This is a genomic window from Peribacillus sp. JNUCC 23 (assembly GCF_053653995.1).
Map to the genome: position 1 here is coordinate 1,261,535 of NZ_CM132202.1, position 16,597 is coordinate 1,278,131.

The window sequence follows — 16,597 nt, forward strand, 5'->3', positions numbered from 1 at the left end:
GTAAACATCCAAGGAAAGACTCCATCAAGTATATAAAAGAATACTACGACGAGGATAGATGAGACTACGTTTGAGTAGCAGTACGGGCAAGCCAAACGGGAATTTATTATGCACGTACTTTGTTTGTAATGGGTTATGAGAAAATCAGAAAGTACAACTAAAAAAAGCTTGAAAGAAAATTAAAAAAACATAGCGGTAGAGTACGGCTTCCTAGCATGCAAGATTTTAGCGGGGGTGACAATCCCGATTTCCAACGAGGACGACAGCTGCCTATTCCGTTCTCAAACAGGTTATTTTGCAACCTTGTGCACAAAAGGTTATTGATTATTATTATTATTAAATATCGTGTGGCCCTTCAAGATGGAGGTGGCTTTTTCTAACAACAAGATTGTGAAGAATTACACTTCAACTAAAGGGTAGCTTTACTTGAATAAAGAGTAAAGCCTTTTTCTTATTGAAGTAACGAGGCAGGTTAGTTGTACAACAATAATATTAAATAAAGGATTTTAAACGAGAAATGGGAATAGTCTGAAAAATGCCTATTCGTTGAAACTTTAAAGCATTTCAAACGTATTACATTTAAAAAGGGAGTGGAGTTATGCCAAAAAATAATAACAAAGTAAAATCCTTTTTTATATGTTTAATGTTGATAATGTCAGGGTTCTTAATAGCTGCTTGCTCTCAAAAAGAAGAGGAAGATCAGCAAAAGACAGCAATTAAAAAAGTTCTTGAGCATCAATTTACTGGTCCAGATGAGGAGTTTATGGAGCTATTATGGAATCCTAAATATAGAACTGTTGTGAATAATAAAGAAGAGAACCAAGAGTTAGATAAGTATGAAGCAGAGGTATACGGACCTTACTTTACAGAATCTGGGCTTGATTCCTTCATAGCTGCATTTGGTGGTACTCAATACCCAACTTATGCTTACTATAATGGCTATAAGTTAAGTCTTAAGAATATCACGATTGAGCAAAGCGAGAATATTTCATATCGTTATACCTTCATAGCAAAGGTCGGTTATCAGAAAAATGAGGATGAAGAAAAAACTACAAATGTAGAAGGTGAAGTCATCTTCTCTTCAAAAGAAGAAGGAAAAATCGAGGGATTTCAATACGTGAATGACAATGGCTTATCGGATATTTTAAGAACGAGAAATTGACCAATTTAACAAGCAAACACAAAAAGGACCTAATTTGGTCCTTTTTTATGATTATAATAACAACAATATTGTTTAACATAGCCATTCAAAAAAGAAGTTTGTGAAAAAACGTACTTAAACTAAAGGGGTGCTTTAGTGAAAGAAGAATTTGCATAAAACACCTCTTTTTTATGCGGCTACCATGCTTCTTCAGAAGCCGAAAATATTGATTCATCAACAATGTATAAAATCATGTATAAACCATACTAAAAATGTATAGAGTATTCATGTGATACTTTAAGGCCTTGTTCAACTAAAGGGCCAGATTGTGGAATAACACTGTGTGGTAAAAAAATTTACAAATGCTTATTAATCCCTCCTCGTAAATTTGTCCCTATTGGACAAAATATGTTACGGGACAGTGCTGCTAAAACAATAGCACTTCCCTATAAAAAACGAGGGAGTGAAATAGATGGCTGATATCAACAAACGCAAACGTGACGATAACGATACTGGCAAGGCAGTAGGAACTGGTGTAGGTGCTTTTACTGGGGATACCATGGCTTCTGCTCTTGATCCATTTGGTTCAGTTGCAGGTGCTGTTTCTGGCGGAGCGCTGGACAACAAGGCGGGGAAAGGTCCCGTTGATGACGACAATCATGGCTCCAAAACAGGAGATTAGAATTAAGTAAAGTCATCCTTTAACCGAAGGGTTATGGTATGCAGTGGACTTCCTAATTGGGAGTCCTTTTAGAGGAACTTCTTATGTTTGCAAATTACAAACTTGCTTTATCTATCGATAAAATCCGGTAGAAATGAGTAAAGTATTTGAAAGCACTTATCTTCAACTAACGGGCGCAATTGTGGAGCAACACAAGCAGAAAATGGTCAAATTTTAAAATAATGAATCCTATCACAAATAAAAGTGTCCTACCCTAGGACACTTTCTATCATCATTTATGTAACACCGTACCCTGCCATTGATAGGAACAACCAAGCGTTACTTGTAAACGTAAGCTCAAATGAGGCAACCCTGCGGCACATGGGTGAATCTACTTATGGCTGCTTCCTTCCGGCTCTGACCAGGTTCATAGGTTTCCATTGCACAGGACCCCATTCTCATCACCACTTTTACAAGGCAAACCTTACATGTTCAAACCTCAAGCAGGCATTCAACTCCGCTGTGGCGGATTGCGGATTACAGGGCACCGCCAACTCCCCGTCTAGTACGGTATGTATAATTCAAACATACCTTATGTGATTTGATCATTCATGGCTGAATTCGGCTCATGAAATGGCTGTAAGCCAGGTTCTGTTCCTGCGTGCTATAAACGAATGCCAATCTCGCACGACAGGTGTAGTCATCTAACTATCGATCTTTGACCGATCCATCCTTTTGGTTCATTTCCCGCAGGATGGTGCCCCTACCTAATTTCGGGTTGCTCGCTCGTGGGGTTTACCTCGTTCCATTTCGTCCGTTTCCAGACGAACTCCGTCACTGTGGCACTTTCAGAATACTCTCAGCCTATCACGTTGGACTTAGCATGATTTCTCCGCCGTCAGACAAGTAATAAATTCTTGTTGCTCACCTTTGCAGATGGCACGAACACTCCGGGCATCTCAGCACCGGGCGAGCCTGGACTTTCCTCAACTCTTCTAACAAGAGCTGCGACTACTCACCATTTCATATTTTGTTGTTCATCAGCTACATTCATAGTGTACCATACAAGAAAAGAGAAAATCACTAGTTAATGGTTTCTAATGTTGGAATATGTTTCTCTATTAGTTTGACAGGAAATGATCAATATATCCGCTTCTCAGGAATAACCGAACACCGGCGGTTTTTCCATATCTCCTTTATATCTAGGAATGAGATGGACATGTACATGGAAAATGGTCTGCCCTTCGGATTCACCACAATTGATGCCGATATTATAACTATCCGGCTAATGTTGTTCATCTTTGATCTTTTTACCCTCAAATTCTTGAGCACTTAAATCAAAATACTGTTCCACATGTCTTTTCGGAATGATATTTATACATATTTGTGAAGCTGTGCTTATTGTACTAACGGGTGCTTTACTTTAATAAGAAACTTATAGAAGATCTTCCACAATCGGGGCTTTAATTGAACAAGCAGCTAAAAGGATCTTCCAAACCGAAGATCCTTTTACTAATTTATTTTTTTAACCCAGCAGCAAAGAAGGGACCATTAACTGTAATAGTCGATAGAATTCGTGCCATTTCTTGAGGAGATTCTTTCCTGCCACTATCCAACCATTGTTGAATTACTCCTATATGTGCAGATGCAACATAGGAAGCTAAATATTGTCCTGGAACAAGTAAATACTCCTTCTTTAAAAGTGCATCTGGGTTATCTCCAACCATTATTTTCCAAACGAAATCTTTCAGCCTTGTTTGAAATGATAAATCTCCTTTTGGACCTAACACTGCTTTCATAAAACCACTATTTTCATTTAGATATTCAAAAATTGAAACTGCAAAGGGAAATGGTGTTAAAGTCGGTGAATTGGTTTCAAGTACGGCAATAACTCCTGGGATGTTCTGTTTTGCAATTCTGTACATCTCAAGCATAATTTCGTCTTCACATTTAGTTATTAAATCGAATTTGTCTTGATAGTGCGCATAAAATGTTCCTCGATTAATCCTCGCTCTGGTTGTTATGTCTTTAACTGTAATTGCCTCGAAACCTTTTTCATCGATTAATTCTACTAGTGCATCTCGGATGGATTCTTTTGTCCGAATGACCCGTAAATCCGTATTACTTTCACGCAAGGTACTTCCTCCCTAACTTTTATCCAACACATTTATAAAAAGTGTTCCGTAACCAACACATCTGACATTTTTGATTATTGAACAGAAAATGATTAAATTATAGAATTAGAAATATAATAAACAACAGGTTGTTTATTATTATAACAAATAAACAGGGAGGAATAAATATATGTTCAAAAACAAACTGTTATTAGTTTCACCAATCATTGCATTGGCAGTTATTTTTATTTTCTCACTTACATTATTTCCATCGGTCCAGCCACAACCGAAAAATCTGCCGATTGCAATCGCAAATGAGGATGAAGGAGTGGAAATTCCTAATCAGCCAAAAATGAATATGGGTCAAACGATTGTTGAAATGATGCAAAAAAATTCAAAAGCAACAAAAGATGAAGGCCCTGCTGTGAAATGGGTTAAAGTAAAAACAGCAGAAAATGCACAAAAAGGAATGGATAACCAAAAATATTATGCAACATTGGTCATTCCGAAAGATTTTAGTGCTAAACATGCATCATTAAGGACACCAGCACCTTCTTCTCCTGAAGTTCAAATATATATCAATCAGGGAATGAATACAGCAGCTTCAACAATGGCAGGACAGGTATTGAATGGGATAGTTGACAATATGAACAACAATGTCCGTAAACAGCTCCTTGATGGTTTTGAAAAACAAGGTGCAACCCTAACAGCAAAACAAGCTGCAAGCTTAGCAACTCCTATTACAAAAACAGTTACTAATGTGAATGAAATTGGTACTAATAGTGCAAACGGCAATTCTCCTATTTCCTTATTCCAGCCACTATGGATTGCAAGCTTAGCTAGTGCAGCTATTATCTTTATTGCTGTTAGCAAATTACCAATTGCTAATCGAAAAGAGAACCTTGCTACAAAGGTAGTACAAATTCTAATGGGGGCAATTGTTTCACTTGTTGTCGGATTTGGATTAACGTGGTTAGCAGATGGAATGGTAGGATTAAATATTCCACAATTTACGGATACAGCTTTATTTCTAACGATTACATCCTTTAGCTTTTTCCTAATGATTTTAGCTGTACTTTCGTTGTTAGGAATTAGAAGTATCGCTGTTTTTGCCTTGATGTTATTCTTTGGTGCACCATTGCTTGCGATGGCTCCAGAAATGATCTCCCCATTTTATCGAGATTGGATTTATTCTTGGTTGCCAATGCGTTTTATGATAGAAGGTTTGCGTGAATTGTTCTTCTTCGGAAAGGGACTAACTTGGAGTTCACCTTTATCTACCCTTGTATGGATTGGAGTAGTAAGTATGGTAATCATACTAGCTTCTGCTTTGAAACTTAATTCACTAAAAGAGAAAACACAAACCGAAAAATTAGAGATATAACAATAAACAAGCCGTTTCCTTATGGGAAAACGGCTTGTTTTAGAAAATGTTTGTGAACAAACGCACTTAAACTATCGGGTGCATTACTTTAATAAAAGGAGCTGTGATCAGCCTCTTTTTATTATGCAACTAACGGGGCAGGATAGTGGGGTAAGTGGATGATAGTCCACCTCTTTTTGTAAACCAGTTTAATTCCATTTTCGGAATGTAAACGACAAAAGAACCATATAAAATTATGGAAGGAGGAGAGACATAAAATGCAGATAATGAACAATTATTTTCGTGCACGTACGAGCATGGTGTACATGATGACCAATAATGAAGTAATGAATCAAATCATTGCCTTTTATATGGACATGAATGGTATGCTCACCTTTGCGGGTTCCTCCCCAACTAATGGTAGAGGTACTGGTACAAAGGAAGTTTCCACTGCAACAACAAACGATGGCGTCGACCCTTTAGCTTCACAAAGCGCCCTAACTTTGTCTAGTGATGGACGTTTTCTACTTGCAGTTAACGCAGGCAGCCATAGTGTCAGTAGTTTCATCATAACCGATAGTGGAAGGCCTGTTCTTGTTGATGTAAAGCCATCAGGAGGTGCTCAGCCCAATAGCGTAGATGTGTTTGGTAATCTTCTCTATGTCTCCAATGTAGGTCATGCCGAAAATAATTTTGCGTCAAATATCACTGGTTTTCACATAGATGATAACGGACGCCTTACTGCTATTCCAGGATCCACTCATTCTCTTAGTACTTTAAATGCTCAGCCGGCGCAGGTTCTCTTTACTCCCGATGGCAGTAAAATCGTTGTCTCCGAGCTTACATCAAACCATCTCAGTGTATTCCATGTAAATAAAAATGGTACGGTTATAGGACCGATTGTTAATGATTCTTACGGCCAAGGACCATTGGGCGCTTATTTTCTATCTTCTGGGATCCTCTTAGTTACAGAAGCAGTTTCAAATGCCTTGTCATCTTATTCATTGAGCAACGATGGTAAACTTTTTGTGATCAGCGGCTCTGTACAAAACGGATATCAGACTGCCTGTTGGGTTGTAACAACGAGGGATGAACGTTTTGCATACACTACCAACACTTTAAGCGGAACCATCTCCACCTACCGAATCGATCACAATGGAGCATTATCAGTGGTAGGGCATATTACGAGTACACCGCCGGGTACAGCACCAGGTCTTCCAATGGATGTTGGAGTCAGTAAAGATGGACGACATTTTTACACACTTAACGGAAATCAGGGTACAGTGTCAGTATTTAATATCCAAGATGATGGTAGTCTAGTAAGATTACAGGTTGCTGCCTGGACTAACTTTCCTTACTTTGGGTCGCAAGGTTTAGCTGTTCTTTGATGCTATTAGGTTCACCATACTGGGAGGAAAAGAATCTACAGGAGTTTCTAAAAACAAGGCTGCCGACATATTGGTGGCTTTTGTTATGAGACAACATAATTGCAAGCAAGATTGTGAAGAAATGTACTTAAACTCCCATGAAAATTAAAATATTCTTAAAATCAAAAACGAGCATACAAAAATAGACCCAGAAAATTACTTTTAAAAAAAGGCTGAGTCTTATAAGTGATCTGATTGGGTTTGGTAAATCGTTAAACAAAAACCTCTAATTATAGCAAATTAAGTAGAGGCTAGCGCGACGACCCAAAAAGGATTAATCTCCCATGAGTGCTACCCATAAAGGGTGCAACAGTCGGTGGTACACTGTGGTCGTCGGAGTCAGACTAACGGATGGGCTCAAAGGCAGCATAGTTCAACGACTTTCTTCGCTAGCCATTAAAACATTATCGACCTAGAAACCAATTTTCATTCTCTGTGGTGCAACACTGATTTTGTGCTGAATGGATGGCTAACGGGGCAGTTTAGTTTAAGTACAATCCTTCACAAAGTTAGAAAAAAGCCGAGCTCCACATTTGGAAATCGGCTTTTTTCTATATATTAATTTCTAATTATAATTGATTTAATGGACTTCTTATGGTTAATTCAAACCTGTTAAATACCACGCATCCATAGCTGAATGATCAGAACCTGATAGTGGTTCATGTAAAAGTGTAAATCCAAATTTTTCATATAATTTACATGCAGCTTTTAATTCATGCTGTGTTTCTAAGTAGCACTTTGTATAATGCTTAGAGGCAAATGACAAAGCTGTTTCCATTAGCTTCTTTGCAAATCCTAAACCTTGTGTTTTGGGAGTTAAGTATAGCTTTTGTAATTCACAAATTTTTTCCTGTTCGTTAAACGGTGCTATACCAATTCCGCCAACAACTTCTCCCTCCATTTCTACTACCCAATAGTTCGCATGTTTTAAATTAGTATAATAATGGTAAAGGTCGTTAAGTTGAGGGTCAAAATAAGCTGTTCCAGGAATCGCTAAGCCAAGTGATTTTAGTGAATCCTGTATTATTTCTTTTACTTTTGCATTGTCTTCTTTTTTAATTTCTCGAATAATCATATACGATCTCCTTCAATTAGGTCTTAATAAAGATTGCTAAAGATTTTTGAAAATTGTTGACTAAGTCTACATTTTAAGGATAGAGTTATATTAATATTAAATGTGGACAAAGTCAACTAAAGGAGAATGTATGGATAAAGAAATTATTGATGATATCAGACAATTTAATCGATTTTATACAAAGGTACTTGGTTTATTTAATACCCAAATTCTAGATACAGATTATTCATTAACCGAAGCACGAATACTATTTGAAATTAGCGAGAGAACTGAGTGTATTGCGAATAATCTTGTTCAAGAACTTAATATTGATAGAAGCTATATGAGCAGAATTTTACGTAAATTAGAGAGGCAAGAATTAATAGAGAAAAAAAGTTCCACAACAGACAACAGAAAAAACTTTCTCTTTTTGACAAAAAAAGGAGAGGAACTGCTGGATAAAATTAATATTCAGTCAGATGAACAAGTAAATCAATTGTTTAATGGACTAACTGAAAGTGAGATTAATGAAATTCGTATTTCAATGCTGAAAATAAAAGAAAAAATAGATAAAAATAAACTTTAAAAGTTCGGAAAATTGTTGACTAATTTTGGTCGAGAGGTTTAATTAGTTTGCACTGGTGTAAGTGCAAACTGAACAAAACAACTATCTTTTGACGTACCATGCCCATGTGTGAATTAATTCACTTAAGCTAACGAGTGCTTTACTTGAATAAAGAGTAAAGCCTTTTTTCTTATTGAAGTAACGGGCAGGTTAGCTTAACAAGAGGTGGTGATAAAAGGACAAGGAAAATTCCTAACGGGTTCAGTTAGAAGGTGGAAATATTTATTTGCTTCTTCTTTTGTAAAATAAATAGATGATACCGAACAACAAAACGACTCCAATAAAATACACCAATAAATTATTCAAAATATATTTCTTATGGTCATATTCCCCGCTACCAGTATATTTGCCTTCATATTTAGCTTTAATAAACGATTCTTTGCTTTCTTTAATTGCGATTGCTTCTTTTGTTGTTGCACCTTTGATTTCATAGTAATCAGTTTCTTTTGGAAACTGATTTGAAAAATTTCCACTATAAGTGCCTTCTCGGTCAGAATACTTAGTTACCTTACCTATTTTCTTACCGATTTTATTGGGTTTTATATGGGTTTCTGAAACAACGTAGATGTTACCATCGTAGACAACAAAAGCATATGCCCAACTTGCATAAGTGGTACTAATAAGAAAAGTACAACCAATTAGAAAAACGAAAAATAGACTCATTATCTTTCTCAACTACATCCCCCCATAAAATTAGACGAATTAAACAGTAATATCGTTACAAATAAAATTGACTATAATTTTGGCATTCAATGCGACCTTGAAATTGAAAACTAATATCTTCTTTCTATAATTTTATTCCTATTGCTACACTTATCTAATAATTCCTGCCAATTTAAATGCCAATTCTAGATGAAACTCAATATACCAATGAAAAAGGCGTTCCAAAACTGTTGTCAGTTTGAACGCCAATTTGTATGTCATTTTAATTTTTCAACCTCTCAACTGAACCCGTTAGAAAATTCCCTTGTCCTTTTAAACATCTCGAATATGTTTAAAATCGGTCACTTTTTGACCATCAGAAGCAATTCTTATTGTAATATCATCAATCCCATTCCCAATATGTGGTCCATAATAAGGGTGAACTCTAACTATTACTTCATAAGAACCCCCAACACCATGCAATTGTTTTATATTTATAATTTTAGTATCCCATCCTGCCCATTGAGGAACTCCTTTTGGCGCATCTTTATAGATTTCTGCCAAAGCCTTATCAATTGGGGATCCGAGACTTCTAATTAAGGCGTATTTAAACATTTCATTGGCGTTTTCTTTTCAGTCGCTTGAACAGAGACAGAAACAAGAAAAAGTATAAACACCGAGATACAAATTGAACCTAGGATTCTCTTCATAAGCATCACCTAAATCTAGTGTCCCTTTTTCAAAGAATCTTAATCAACTAACGGAGCAGTTTAGTTCAAAGAGAAATAGTCAAATATAGGTTGATCGAAGTGGATAAAAATAATAGAATAGACGAAATATCCCAAGTTCAAATTCGATATCTTAGGAAGATAGGCTTTTCTATTTCTAAACTTTTATTAAGGGGGAGAAAAAATGGAAACAACAACTTGGCAGCGTCAAGATGTCACACAACATTATCTTGAACAGGTTCGAGGGGGAATTCCTTTTGGAGCTGAACAAGCCAAAATTATGCTTCAAGTAGTCAATCATTTTACTCGTAAACCGAAAAGAATTATGGACTTGGGATGTGGAAACGGGTTTTTGGCTGAAATTTTGCTTAAATCTTATCCCGAGGCTTCTGCCGTGTTATTAGACCATTCCGAACCAATGATTGAAAATGCACGTGTCCACATGAAAGATTATATGAATCGTTGTGAGATTATACTTGATGATTTTAGTCATTCCATTGGGCAGTATGCTGAAGCAGGGACAGTGGACTGCATTGTTTCTGGGTATGCCATTCATCATCTTCCTCATACAAAGAAAAAGGAATTGTATCAAGAAATATACAAAGTCTTAGCACCAGGCGGAATTTTCATAAATATTGAGCATACAGCTTCTGCCACCCCTGAAATAGAAAAATTGCATGATGAGCTTTTTATTGACCATCTTTCAATTCATAATAAAAAAGACAGACAAGAAATAGCTAAGGAATATTACAACCGCCCTGATAAAGAAGATAATATTCTAGAAAGGGTAGATATTCAGGTTAATTGGCTTAGAGAACTGGGTTTTAAGCATTCGGATTGTTATTTTAAGTGGATGGAACTTGCTGTTTTTGGCGGAGTAAAATAAACAAAATTCAAGCTTTTTTATTGAGCTAAAGAGTGCTTTAGTAAAAAAAAGAACAGCAAAATACATGAGCTTGGAGATACATTTCCCAGCTCGTTTTTCATGTTATTTCCTATGAAATAACATGAAAAATCTTGGCACTTAGAATGCGGAGTTACTCAGTCTTAACTTATCTGTGGCTTTCCAAGTTCTATGAACACTTGCCAAGATAAGCATTTGCTTTTTCTTGCTCAAATCGCTTTCCATTTTCCTATTGACGAGAAATTGAAACCACACTAAATAAAGTTGTAAATACTTCGTAGAAACCCCATTAAAACGACTTATCCATTTCTTTAAACGGGAATGGTAATTATTAATATTATTGAGGTGGTAGATGCCTTTCTTTACATATTCGTTCTTCCTGCCGTTTATGATGACGTGTTCCACATCGTTATTAGACGTATAAGATTTGTAAGAATTGTGAGCATTGGAAATAAGCACCGTATCACTCTTAAAATGCGATGTAAGAGTTAGATCAATTTGCTCTACTAGAATTTTACTTGAACCGACTCGCTTGGAAAGGGTTGTTTTGTTTCGGTCTCTAGCTACTAATACACAGACTTGTTCATTGGAAATACCTCTTTTTGTAGCAGAACCGCCACGTTTTCTTGGTTTACGGTTCGCAATAACCCTTCGTCCTTTATGGCTTTCTAAGAAGTATGTTTCATCTACTTCTACTAGACCTTCAAAAATACCGATACTTTCTTTGGCGAGAGCAGACAACACTTTGTGCCTTCAGTAAAAAGCATTTACGTGAGTGATAGCAATTTTAAAAGCTGTTTTACGAAGTGATAAACCATTCAACATACGCTCAATAAATGGAATACATTTGTCTGCCTTTTTCGAACGATTCATAGGGGAATTGGTCAAGTCATTGCTTAATTTATGACAGTCTTTGCACTTATAACGTTGGCGACCATCTCACTTGTTATCACGAACCACTGATGTACTTCCACAATGACGACAATGAAATCCATGTGAAAACTTCGTCTCTCTCAATTCACCAATTAAAGCTCTTTGTTGTGAAGCCGACACCGAGAAATGGCAGGTTAGATAATCTTAAATGGATTCTTTGTCCCTAGCGCTTAAAAAAGAAATATCAGCTATTATGTTCGTTAAAGTCATTTGAATTGCCTCTTTTGTAATTTATACAGTCTAGATACCACAAAAGATTATGATTTATTTGAAATCAACCAATGACTTTAACCTAGCTTTTTTAATTGTTTTAAGCGCAAAACATTTGTACAATAATATTGTATGTAGAATTTTCAAAAACTAAAGCGCTAACAAGAGAAGTGCAAAGGGGATTCCTACTAAGTGGGACTGCATTAGCGGTATACAAAAGAGGAGGAGAAGAAATGGAATATAGAATCGAGAAAGATACAATGGGGGAAGTAAAGGTTCCATATGACAAATATTGGGGTGCGCAAACGGAAAGAAGTCGTAACAACTTCAAAATAGGGAATGAAAAAATGCCGATTGAATTGATTCATGCATTTGCTTATGTAAAACAAGCGGCTGCTAAAGTGAATTTTGATCTTGGTGATTTATCTGAAACGAAGAAAAATGCCATTGTAAAAATCTGTGGTGAAATTCTAGAAGGCACATTGGACAAGCATTTCCCGCTAGTTGTCTGGCAAACGGGTAGCGGTACACAAAGTAATATGAACGTAAACGAAGTCATCGCAAACAAAGGAAATGAGTGGTTGAAGGAAGTTGGCAGTGACGAATTACTTCATCCAAATGATGATGTGAACAAAGGGCAAAGCTCGAATGATACATTCCCAACTGCGATGCATATAGCGGCATATGTTGAAGTGGCAAGCAAATTGGTTCCCGCAATCAAAGTACTTCGTGATACATTTGCAGCGAAAGAAAAGGAATTTGCAGACATCGTGAAGATTGGCCGTACGCATTTACAAGATGCTACGCCAATCACACTTGGTCAAGAAATCAGCGGCTGGAGAGCGATGCTTGATAAATCACTAAATATGGTTGAGGAAAGTAGCAAGCATATCCTAAACCTTGCTCTTGGTGGAACAGCAGTTGGAACCGGAATTAATTCTAAGCCAGAATTTGCTGCTTTATCTGCAAAACAAATGGCCGAAGATACTGGATTTGATTTTGTTACATCGGATAATAAATTTCATGCCTTAACAAGTCACGACGAAATTGCTTATGCACATGGTGCAATCAAAGCCCTAGCAGCAGATTTAATGAAAATTGCCAATGATGTAAGATGGTTAGCAAGTGGCCCAAGAAGTGGGATCGCCGAAATTGCTATTCCTGAAAATGAGCCAGGAAGCTCAATCATGCCTGGTAAAGTGAACCCAACCCAAAGTGAAGCATTAACGATGATTGCGGTTCAAGTAATCGGTAATGATACAGCAATCTCAATTGCGGCGAGCCAAGGAAACTTTGAATTGAACGTATTCAAACCTGTTATTATTTATAACTTCCTGCAATCTGTCAAACTATTGTCTGACGGAATTCACTCGTTCAATGACAACTGTGCAGTAGGAATTACAGCAAACTTAGACAAAATTAAAGAAAATGTTGAACGTTCATTAATGCTTGTAACAGCACTTAATCCGCATATCGGCTACGAAAAAGCAGCGGAAATTGCAAAAACGGCATTTAAAAACAACTCAACATTAAAAGAAACCGCCCTTAAACTAGGCTACCTAAACGAAGAACAATTCGAAGAGTGGGTAAATCCGCAGAATATGGTGAATAACTAAGTAAGTAGATGTGCAGTAGATAAGGTAATAAAAAAAGAAAATACCCAAGTTCAAGTTGTGTTAAGATGGGGCTGGCCACTTACCCTTTACGCCGTATCAAGTGTACTATCACTTGTTTTTCTGCATATAGGAGTTTCGTGGTTTGACCCCTTGGTTTTGATCCCGTGATGAAAATAGGAGGAAATGAATATGACATTATGTCCGCTTTGTAATGGACTTCGAAAAATTCATGTTGCATGCACAGAATGTGAATCCGAAATGAAGGATATGGGAAAAGCCATGGACTATGATGATGAGTATAGTGCATATATGGATATTGATACCTTAAAGCAAAACGACGGCTTTCCAGATTCATTAAAAAAAGGTCAGTGTCCACATTTAATGAAGTGTCTGAACTGTAATCACGATGAGGTTATCTTAGTTAAGGAATGAGAAACAAAAAAACGAATCGAGCTTTCGGTATGAGAGAGTCGATTCGTCAATAGCTGTTCATTCCGCTGATCCTTTATCTTGCTTGCGTTTTATAGCAAAGGCTGTGTTAATCACAACAACTTATATAAATAATATTCATTAACGGGTTCTCCGTTAATAATCAGCGAATGAACCTTCTCACCTTCCAAGATAAAGCCCATTTTTCGATATAAATTAAATGCTTTACTATTGTCTTTTATAACAGTTAATCCTAATCTTGATAGTTCATTTTCTCTTGCCCACTCGAATACTCGATTGAATAATTTAGAGGCGATACCTTGCCCTTGAAATTCTTCAAGGACACCTAATACGAGATAAGCAGAATGTTGATTTCTTTTTACATTTCCGCCAAATGCTGCGATAAAACCTACGAGTTTATTTTCCCGTTCGACAACAAAGATGATTGATTTCTTTTCAGATAAAATTCTTTCAATGGATTTTATCTGTTGTTCACGAGTCGTTTTTCTTTCACCAGGTTCAAATAACATAAAATGAGAGTCATCAATTCTTTTACTTAATTCGATAAAACCTTCTGCATCACGAACTTCAATGGGTCTAATCACGACTAACGACTCCTTTCAAACTATTATTCTCCAAATGGGTCATCGTACCAGCTAAAGATTCAATGAGAGACTTTAGATTTCTTTATGCTTCAACATAAAGAAATCAAGCATACTATCTTTTTTTTGAGGTGCGAAGATTTTAGGTTTTATTATGTAATCAAAAGAAATGGTAAAACAAAAGGACATTACTACTGTTAGAGTAACGCCCTTGTTTTAATCATTTTATTTTAACAGAAACTTTATTATTTTCCTATCTATGCCAACTGTTGCTCGGCGAATTCACGATATAAGTCATGTGATAGAGTTAAATCCTGATGTGTACCAATGCCTGTTACTTGTCCTCTTTCGATGAATATGATTTTATCAGCATCGACGATTGTGGATAATCGATGAGCGATGACGAATGTAGTACGTCCTTCCATTAATCGTGTTAATGCTTGTTGGACAACACTTTCTGATTGGCTATCTAAGCTTGCTGTTGCTTCATCCATCATGAGAATTTTAGGGTCTCGTAAAAAAGCACGGGCGATAGCGATCCGTTGTCTTTGCCCACCAGATAGTTTCACACCACGCTCACCCACTTCCGTGTCCAATCCTTTCGGGAAATCTTCAATAAACTGGTCAGCGTATGCCATTTTAGCGACTTCCCATAGACGTTCATCAGATATTTGTGTTGAATCGTTCAAACCATAACATAAATTTTCGCGAATTGTCCCAGCCATCATAGCACTTTCTTGTGATACATAACCAATTTGACTGCGCCATGAATCAAGTGATAATTGATTTATTGGCGTGTTGCCGATTCGTATTTCTCCTGTAGTCGGTTCGTAAAATCGTTCAAGTAAGCCAAACATCGTTGTTTTACCGCTTCCGCTTGGTCCAGCAAAAGCGATCATTTCGCCAGGTTGAGCTTCAAGTGAAATATTTTCTAGAACAGGTTCACCCTCACTATAAGCAAAGGACACGTTTGAAACTTGAATTGGCTCGTTTGTAATATCCATTTCTATGCCATCTTGGCCAGATTCTAATGGTAATTCCAAAATCTCGATAATTCGCTCTGTCGCACCTTTTGCTTTTTGTAATTGTGTAAAGAACATCGCAAAGGATGTGATCGGCATAATAATTTGGAATAAATAAAGTAAAAAGGCGATAAGTGAACCAGTTGACATCGATCCATTTGCTACCCGCATACCGCCATACCCAATAATCATTACAATGACAACCATAATGACGAGGTACATAATTGGACCGATTAAAGCAAAAATACGTGCTTCCTTTAATCCGTAACCAAGTAATTTCTCAATGCCTGTTAACCCATTTGTTTCTTCATTTTGTTCAGCGGTTGAGGATTTCATTAAACGAATTTCACTAAGTGTTTGTTGAATTTGTCCTGTGAAAGTGGCTGTTTCATCTTGTAAACCACGTGAGATTTTTGCCATTTTTCGACCGAGTGGAATCATGATGACTAATGTTATTGGTACAGAAATTAACATCAGAAGTGTCATTTTCCAATCCATGACAAGTAAGATGACAATGGCACCAATAATCGAAATAATACCTGTAATAAATTGAGGGAAGTGATTCGAAATTAAATCTCGCACAACACTTGTATCATTAACGACTCGACTCACTGTTTCCCCACTGGATTGTTTATCAAAATAAGTTACTGGCAATCGAATCAGTTTTAGCCACATGCGATCACGAAGCCTTGCGACAATTTTATGGCCGACTAGGCTTAATAAATAAATGGAGATTCCGCTTATGATCGCTTGGATAATAAAAGCTGCCCCAATGCCGATTATGAGTGGAACACTTAATGATGCGACCGAAAACCCATCTACTAAATTTTTTGTCAGTAATGGCACGACAAGGCCTGCAATAGTTGTTAGAAGGCTTGCTGTTAAACCAATAATAAGTGCGACTTTCGGGATATTCGTTGATAAAATTAGGGAAATAAATGGCTTTAAGCCACTTTTTTGATTTTTCATTGTCTAGAACTCCTATCATTGCGATCTATCTATTGTCGGTGGAGAGTGGAGGGTTTTCAACTGCAGTTCTTCCATTATGATCAGCATGAGGTCTCATGTCAATAATATGTTAGCCTCGAGTCTTCCTTCAAGCATTGCGCTTAGGTAACCAAAAGGG

Annotated in this window: 15 protein-coding genes, 2 other RNA genes and 1 pseudogene; 8 read left to right on the plus strand and 10 right to left on the minus strand. The window is 36.8% G+C overall.

Annotated features, from left to right (window positions below; genetic code table 11):
• Positions 1-598 precede the first annotated feature (598 nt).
• Both JNUCC23_RS06030 and JNUCC23_RS06035 read left to right on the plus strand, forming a co-directional pair.
• Positions 599-1,162: a hypothetical protein gene (locus JNUCC23_RS06030; RefSeq protein ID WP_454214813.1), complete on the plus strand. Its 564-nt coding sequence runs from the start codon at positions 599-601 to the stop codon at positions 1,160-1,162.
• A 451-nt stretch (positions 1,163-1,613) separates the two neighbouring features.
• Positions 1,614-1,823: a hypothetical protein gene (locus JNUCC23_RS06035; protein ID WP_454214815.1), complete on the plus strand. Its 210-nt coding sequence runs from the start codon at positions 1,614-1,616 to the stop codon at positions 1,821-1,823.
• Between the two features lie 285 nt (positions 1,824-2,108).
• Here the strand turns inward: JNUCC23_RS06035 and ffs are convergent.
• The 4 genes from ffs to JNUCC23_RS06055 all read right to left on the minus strand — a co-directional run bounded on the left by ffs (position 2,109) and on the right by JNUCC23_RS06055 (position 3,937).
• An RNA gene (gene ffs, locus JNUCC23_RS06040) (signal recognition particle sRNA large type) lies at positions 2,109-2,373 on the minus strand.
• Between the two features lie 64 nt (positions 2,374-2,437).
• Positions 2,438-2,825, minus strand: an RNA gene (rnpB, locus tag JNUCC23_RS06045) — RNase P RNA component class B.
• A gap of 133 nt (positions 2,826-2,958) precedes the next feature.
• The gene (locus tag JNUCC23_RS06050; RefSeq protein WP_403073968.1) at positions 2,959-3,072 is read right to left on the minus strand and encodes an HIT family protein; all 114 of its coding nucleotides are present in this window, start codon (positions 3,070-3,072) and stop codon (positions 2,959-2,961) included.
• A 247-nt stretch (positions 3,073-3,319) separates the two neighbouring features.
• Positions 3,320-3,937, minus strand: a complete 618-nt coding sequence (locus JNUCC23_RS06055; protein ID WP_454214817.1) for a TetR/AcrR family transcriptional regulator — start codon at positions 3,935-3,937, stop codon at positions 3,320-3,322.
• 169 nt (positions 3,938-4,106) lie between these two features.
• Here JNUCC23_RS06055 and JNUCC23_RS06060 point away from each other — a divergent pair, with 169 nt between their 5' ends.
• Together JNUCC23_RS06060 and JNUCC23_RS06065 are read left to right on the plus strand one after the other, a co-directional pair.
• On the plus strand, positions 4,107-5,300 hold the full coding sequence (locus JNUCC23_RS06060) for a YhgE/Pip domain-containing protein (protein ID WP_403072483.1): 1,194 nt from the start codon (positions 4,107-4,109) through the stop codon (positions 5,298-5,300).
• 257 nt (positions 5,301-5,557) lie between these two features.
• Positions 5,558-6,667 (plus strand): lactonase family protein, encoded by a 1,110-nt coding sequence (locus JNUCC23_RS06065; protein ID WP_403072486.1) that lies wholly within the window; start codon positions 5,558-5,560, stop codon positions 6,665-6,667.
• Positions 6,668-7,304: 637 nt separating this feature from the next.
• On the opposite strand, the gene JNUCC23_RS06070 is transcribed toward JNUCC23_RS06065, so the two are convergent.
• A complete protein-coding gene (locus tag JNUCC23_RS06070; protein WP_062182455.1) occupies positions 7,305-7,781 on the minus strand; it encodes a GNAT family N-acetyltransferase in 477 nt (158 codons plus the stop codon).
• 130 nt (positions 7,782-7,911) lie between these two features.
• Between JNUCC23_RS06070 and JNUCC23_RS06075 the strand changes: the two genes are divergently transcribed.
• A complete protein-coding gene (locus JNUCC23_RS06075) occupies positions 7,912-8,346 on the plus strand; it encodes a MarR family winged helix-turn-helix transcriptional regulator (protein WP_062182452.1) in 435 nt (144 codons plus the stop codon).
• A 261-nt stretch (positions 8,347-8,607) separates the two neighbouring features.
• Here JNUCC23_RS06075 and JNUCC23_RS06080 read toward each other — a convergent pair whose 3' ends face one another.
• Entirely contained in the window at positions 8,608-9,060 is a 453-nt protein-coding gene (locus JNUCC23_RS06080) for a hypothetical protein (protein ID WP_454214820.1), read from the minus strand.
• A gap of 300 nt (positions 9,061-9,360) precedes the next feature.
• Positions 9,361-9,642, minus strand: a complete 282-nt coding sequence (locus tag JNUCC23_RS06085) for a DUF3888 domain-containing protein (RefSeq protein ID WP_454214822.1) — start codon at positions 9,640-9,642, stop codon at positions 9,361-9,363.
• A 297-nt stretch (positions 9,643-9,939) separates the two neighbouring features.
• Between JNUCC23_RS06085 and JNUCC23_RS06090 the strand changes: the two genes are divergently transcribed.
• A complete protein-coding gene (locus JNUCC23_RS06090; protein ID WP_062182446.1) occupies positions 9,940-10,641 on the plus strand; it encodes a class I SAM-dependent methyltransferase in 702 nt (233 codons plus the stop codon).
• A gap of 138 nt (positions 10,642-10,779) precedes the next feature.
• Here the strand turns inward: JNUCC23_RS06090 and JNUCC23_RS06095 are convergent.
• Positions 10,780-11,802, minus strand: a pseudogene (locus JNUCC23_RS06095) (IS1595 family transposase).
• A 233-nt stretch (positions 11,803-12,035) separates the two neighbouring features.
• Between JNUCC23_RS06095 and fumC the strand changes: the two are divergent.
• Together fumC and JNUCC23_RS06105 are read left to right on the plus strand one after the other, a co-directional pair.
• A complete protein-coding gene (fumC, locus tag JNUCC23_RS06100) occupies positions 12,036-13,418 on the plus strand; it encodes a class II fumarate hydratase (RefSeq protein ID WP_062182443.1) in 1,383 nt (460 codons plus the stop codon).
• A gap of 189 nt (positions 13,419-13,607) precedes the next feature.
• Entirely contained in the window at positions 13,608-13,850 is a 243-nt protein-coding gene (locus JNUCC23_RS06105) for a hypothetical protein (protein WP_062182440.1), read from the plus strand.
• A 110-nt stretch (positions 13,851-13,960) separates the two neighbouring features.
• Here JNUCC23_RS06105 and JNUCC23_RS06110 read toward each other — a convergent pair whose 3' ends face one another.
• Positions 13,961-14,452: a GNAT family N-acetyltransferase gene (locus JNUCC23_RS06110; RefSeq protein ID WP_062182438.1), complete on the minus strand. Its 492-nt coding sequence runs from the start codon at positions 14,450-14,452 to the stop codon at positions 13,961-13,963.
• Between the two features lie 254 nt (positions 14,453-14,706).
• Positions 14,707-16,440: an ABC transporter ATP-binding protein gene (locus JNUCC23_RS06115; RefSeq protein WP_403072506.1), complete on the minus strand. Its 1,734-nt coding sequence runs from the start codon at positions 16,438-16,440 to the stop codon at positions 14,707-14,709.
• Between the last annotated feature and the right edge of the window lie 157 nt (positions 16,441-16,597).

Coding starts and splice junctions, on each gene's coding strand:
- JNUCC23_RS06090 (WP_062182446.1), top strand. CDS start 9,940: ATGGAAACAACAACTTGGCAGCGTCAAGATGTCACACAACATTATCTT.
- JNUCC23_RS06085 (WP_454214822.1), bottom strand. CDS start 9,642: ATGTTTAAATACGCCTTAATTAGAAGTCTCGGATCCCCAATTGATAAG.
- JNUCC23_RS06035 (WP_454214815.1), top strand. CDS start 1,614: ATGGCTGATATCAACAAACGCAAACGTGACGATAACGATACTGGCAAG.
- JNUCC23_RS06070 (WP_062182455.1), bottom strand. CDS start 7,781: ATGATTATTCGAGAAATTAAAAAAGAAGACAATGCAAAAGTAAAAGAA.
- JNUCC23_RS06030 (WP_454214813.1), top strand. CDS start 599: ATGCCAAAAAATAATAACAAAGTAAAATCCTTTTTTATATGTTTAATG.
- JNUCC23_RS06105 (WP_062182440.1), top strand. CDS start 13,608: ATGACATTATGTCCGCTTTGTAATGGACTTCGAAAAATTCATGTTGCA.
- JNUCC23_RS06065 (WP_403072486.1), top strand. CDS start 5,558: ATGCAGATAATGAACAATTATTTTCGTGCACGTACGAGCATGGTGTAC.
- JNUCC23_RS06115 (WP_403072506.1), bottom strand. CDS start 16,440: ATGAAAAATCAAAAAAGTGGCTTAAAGCCATTTATTTCCCTAATTTTA.
- JNUCC23_RS06060 (WP_403072483.1), top strand. CDS start 4,107: ATGTTCAAAAACAAACTGTTATTAGTTTCACCAATCATTGCATTGGCA.
- JNUCC23_RS06075 (WP_062182452.1), top strand. CDS start 7,912: ATGGATAAAGAAATTATTGATGATATCAGACAATTTAATCGATTTTAT.
- fumC (WP_062182443.1), top strand. CDS start 12,036: ATGGAATATAGAATCGAGAAAGATACAATGGGGGAAGTAAAGGTTCCA.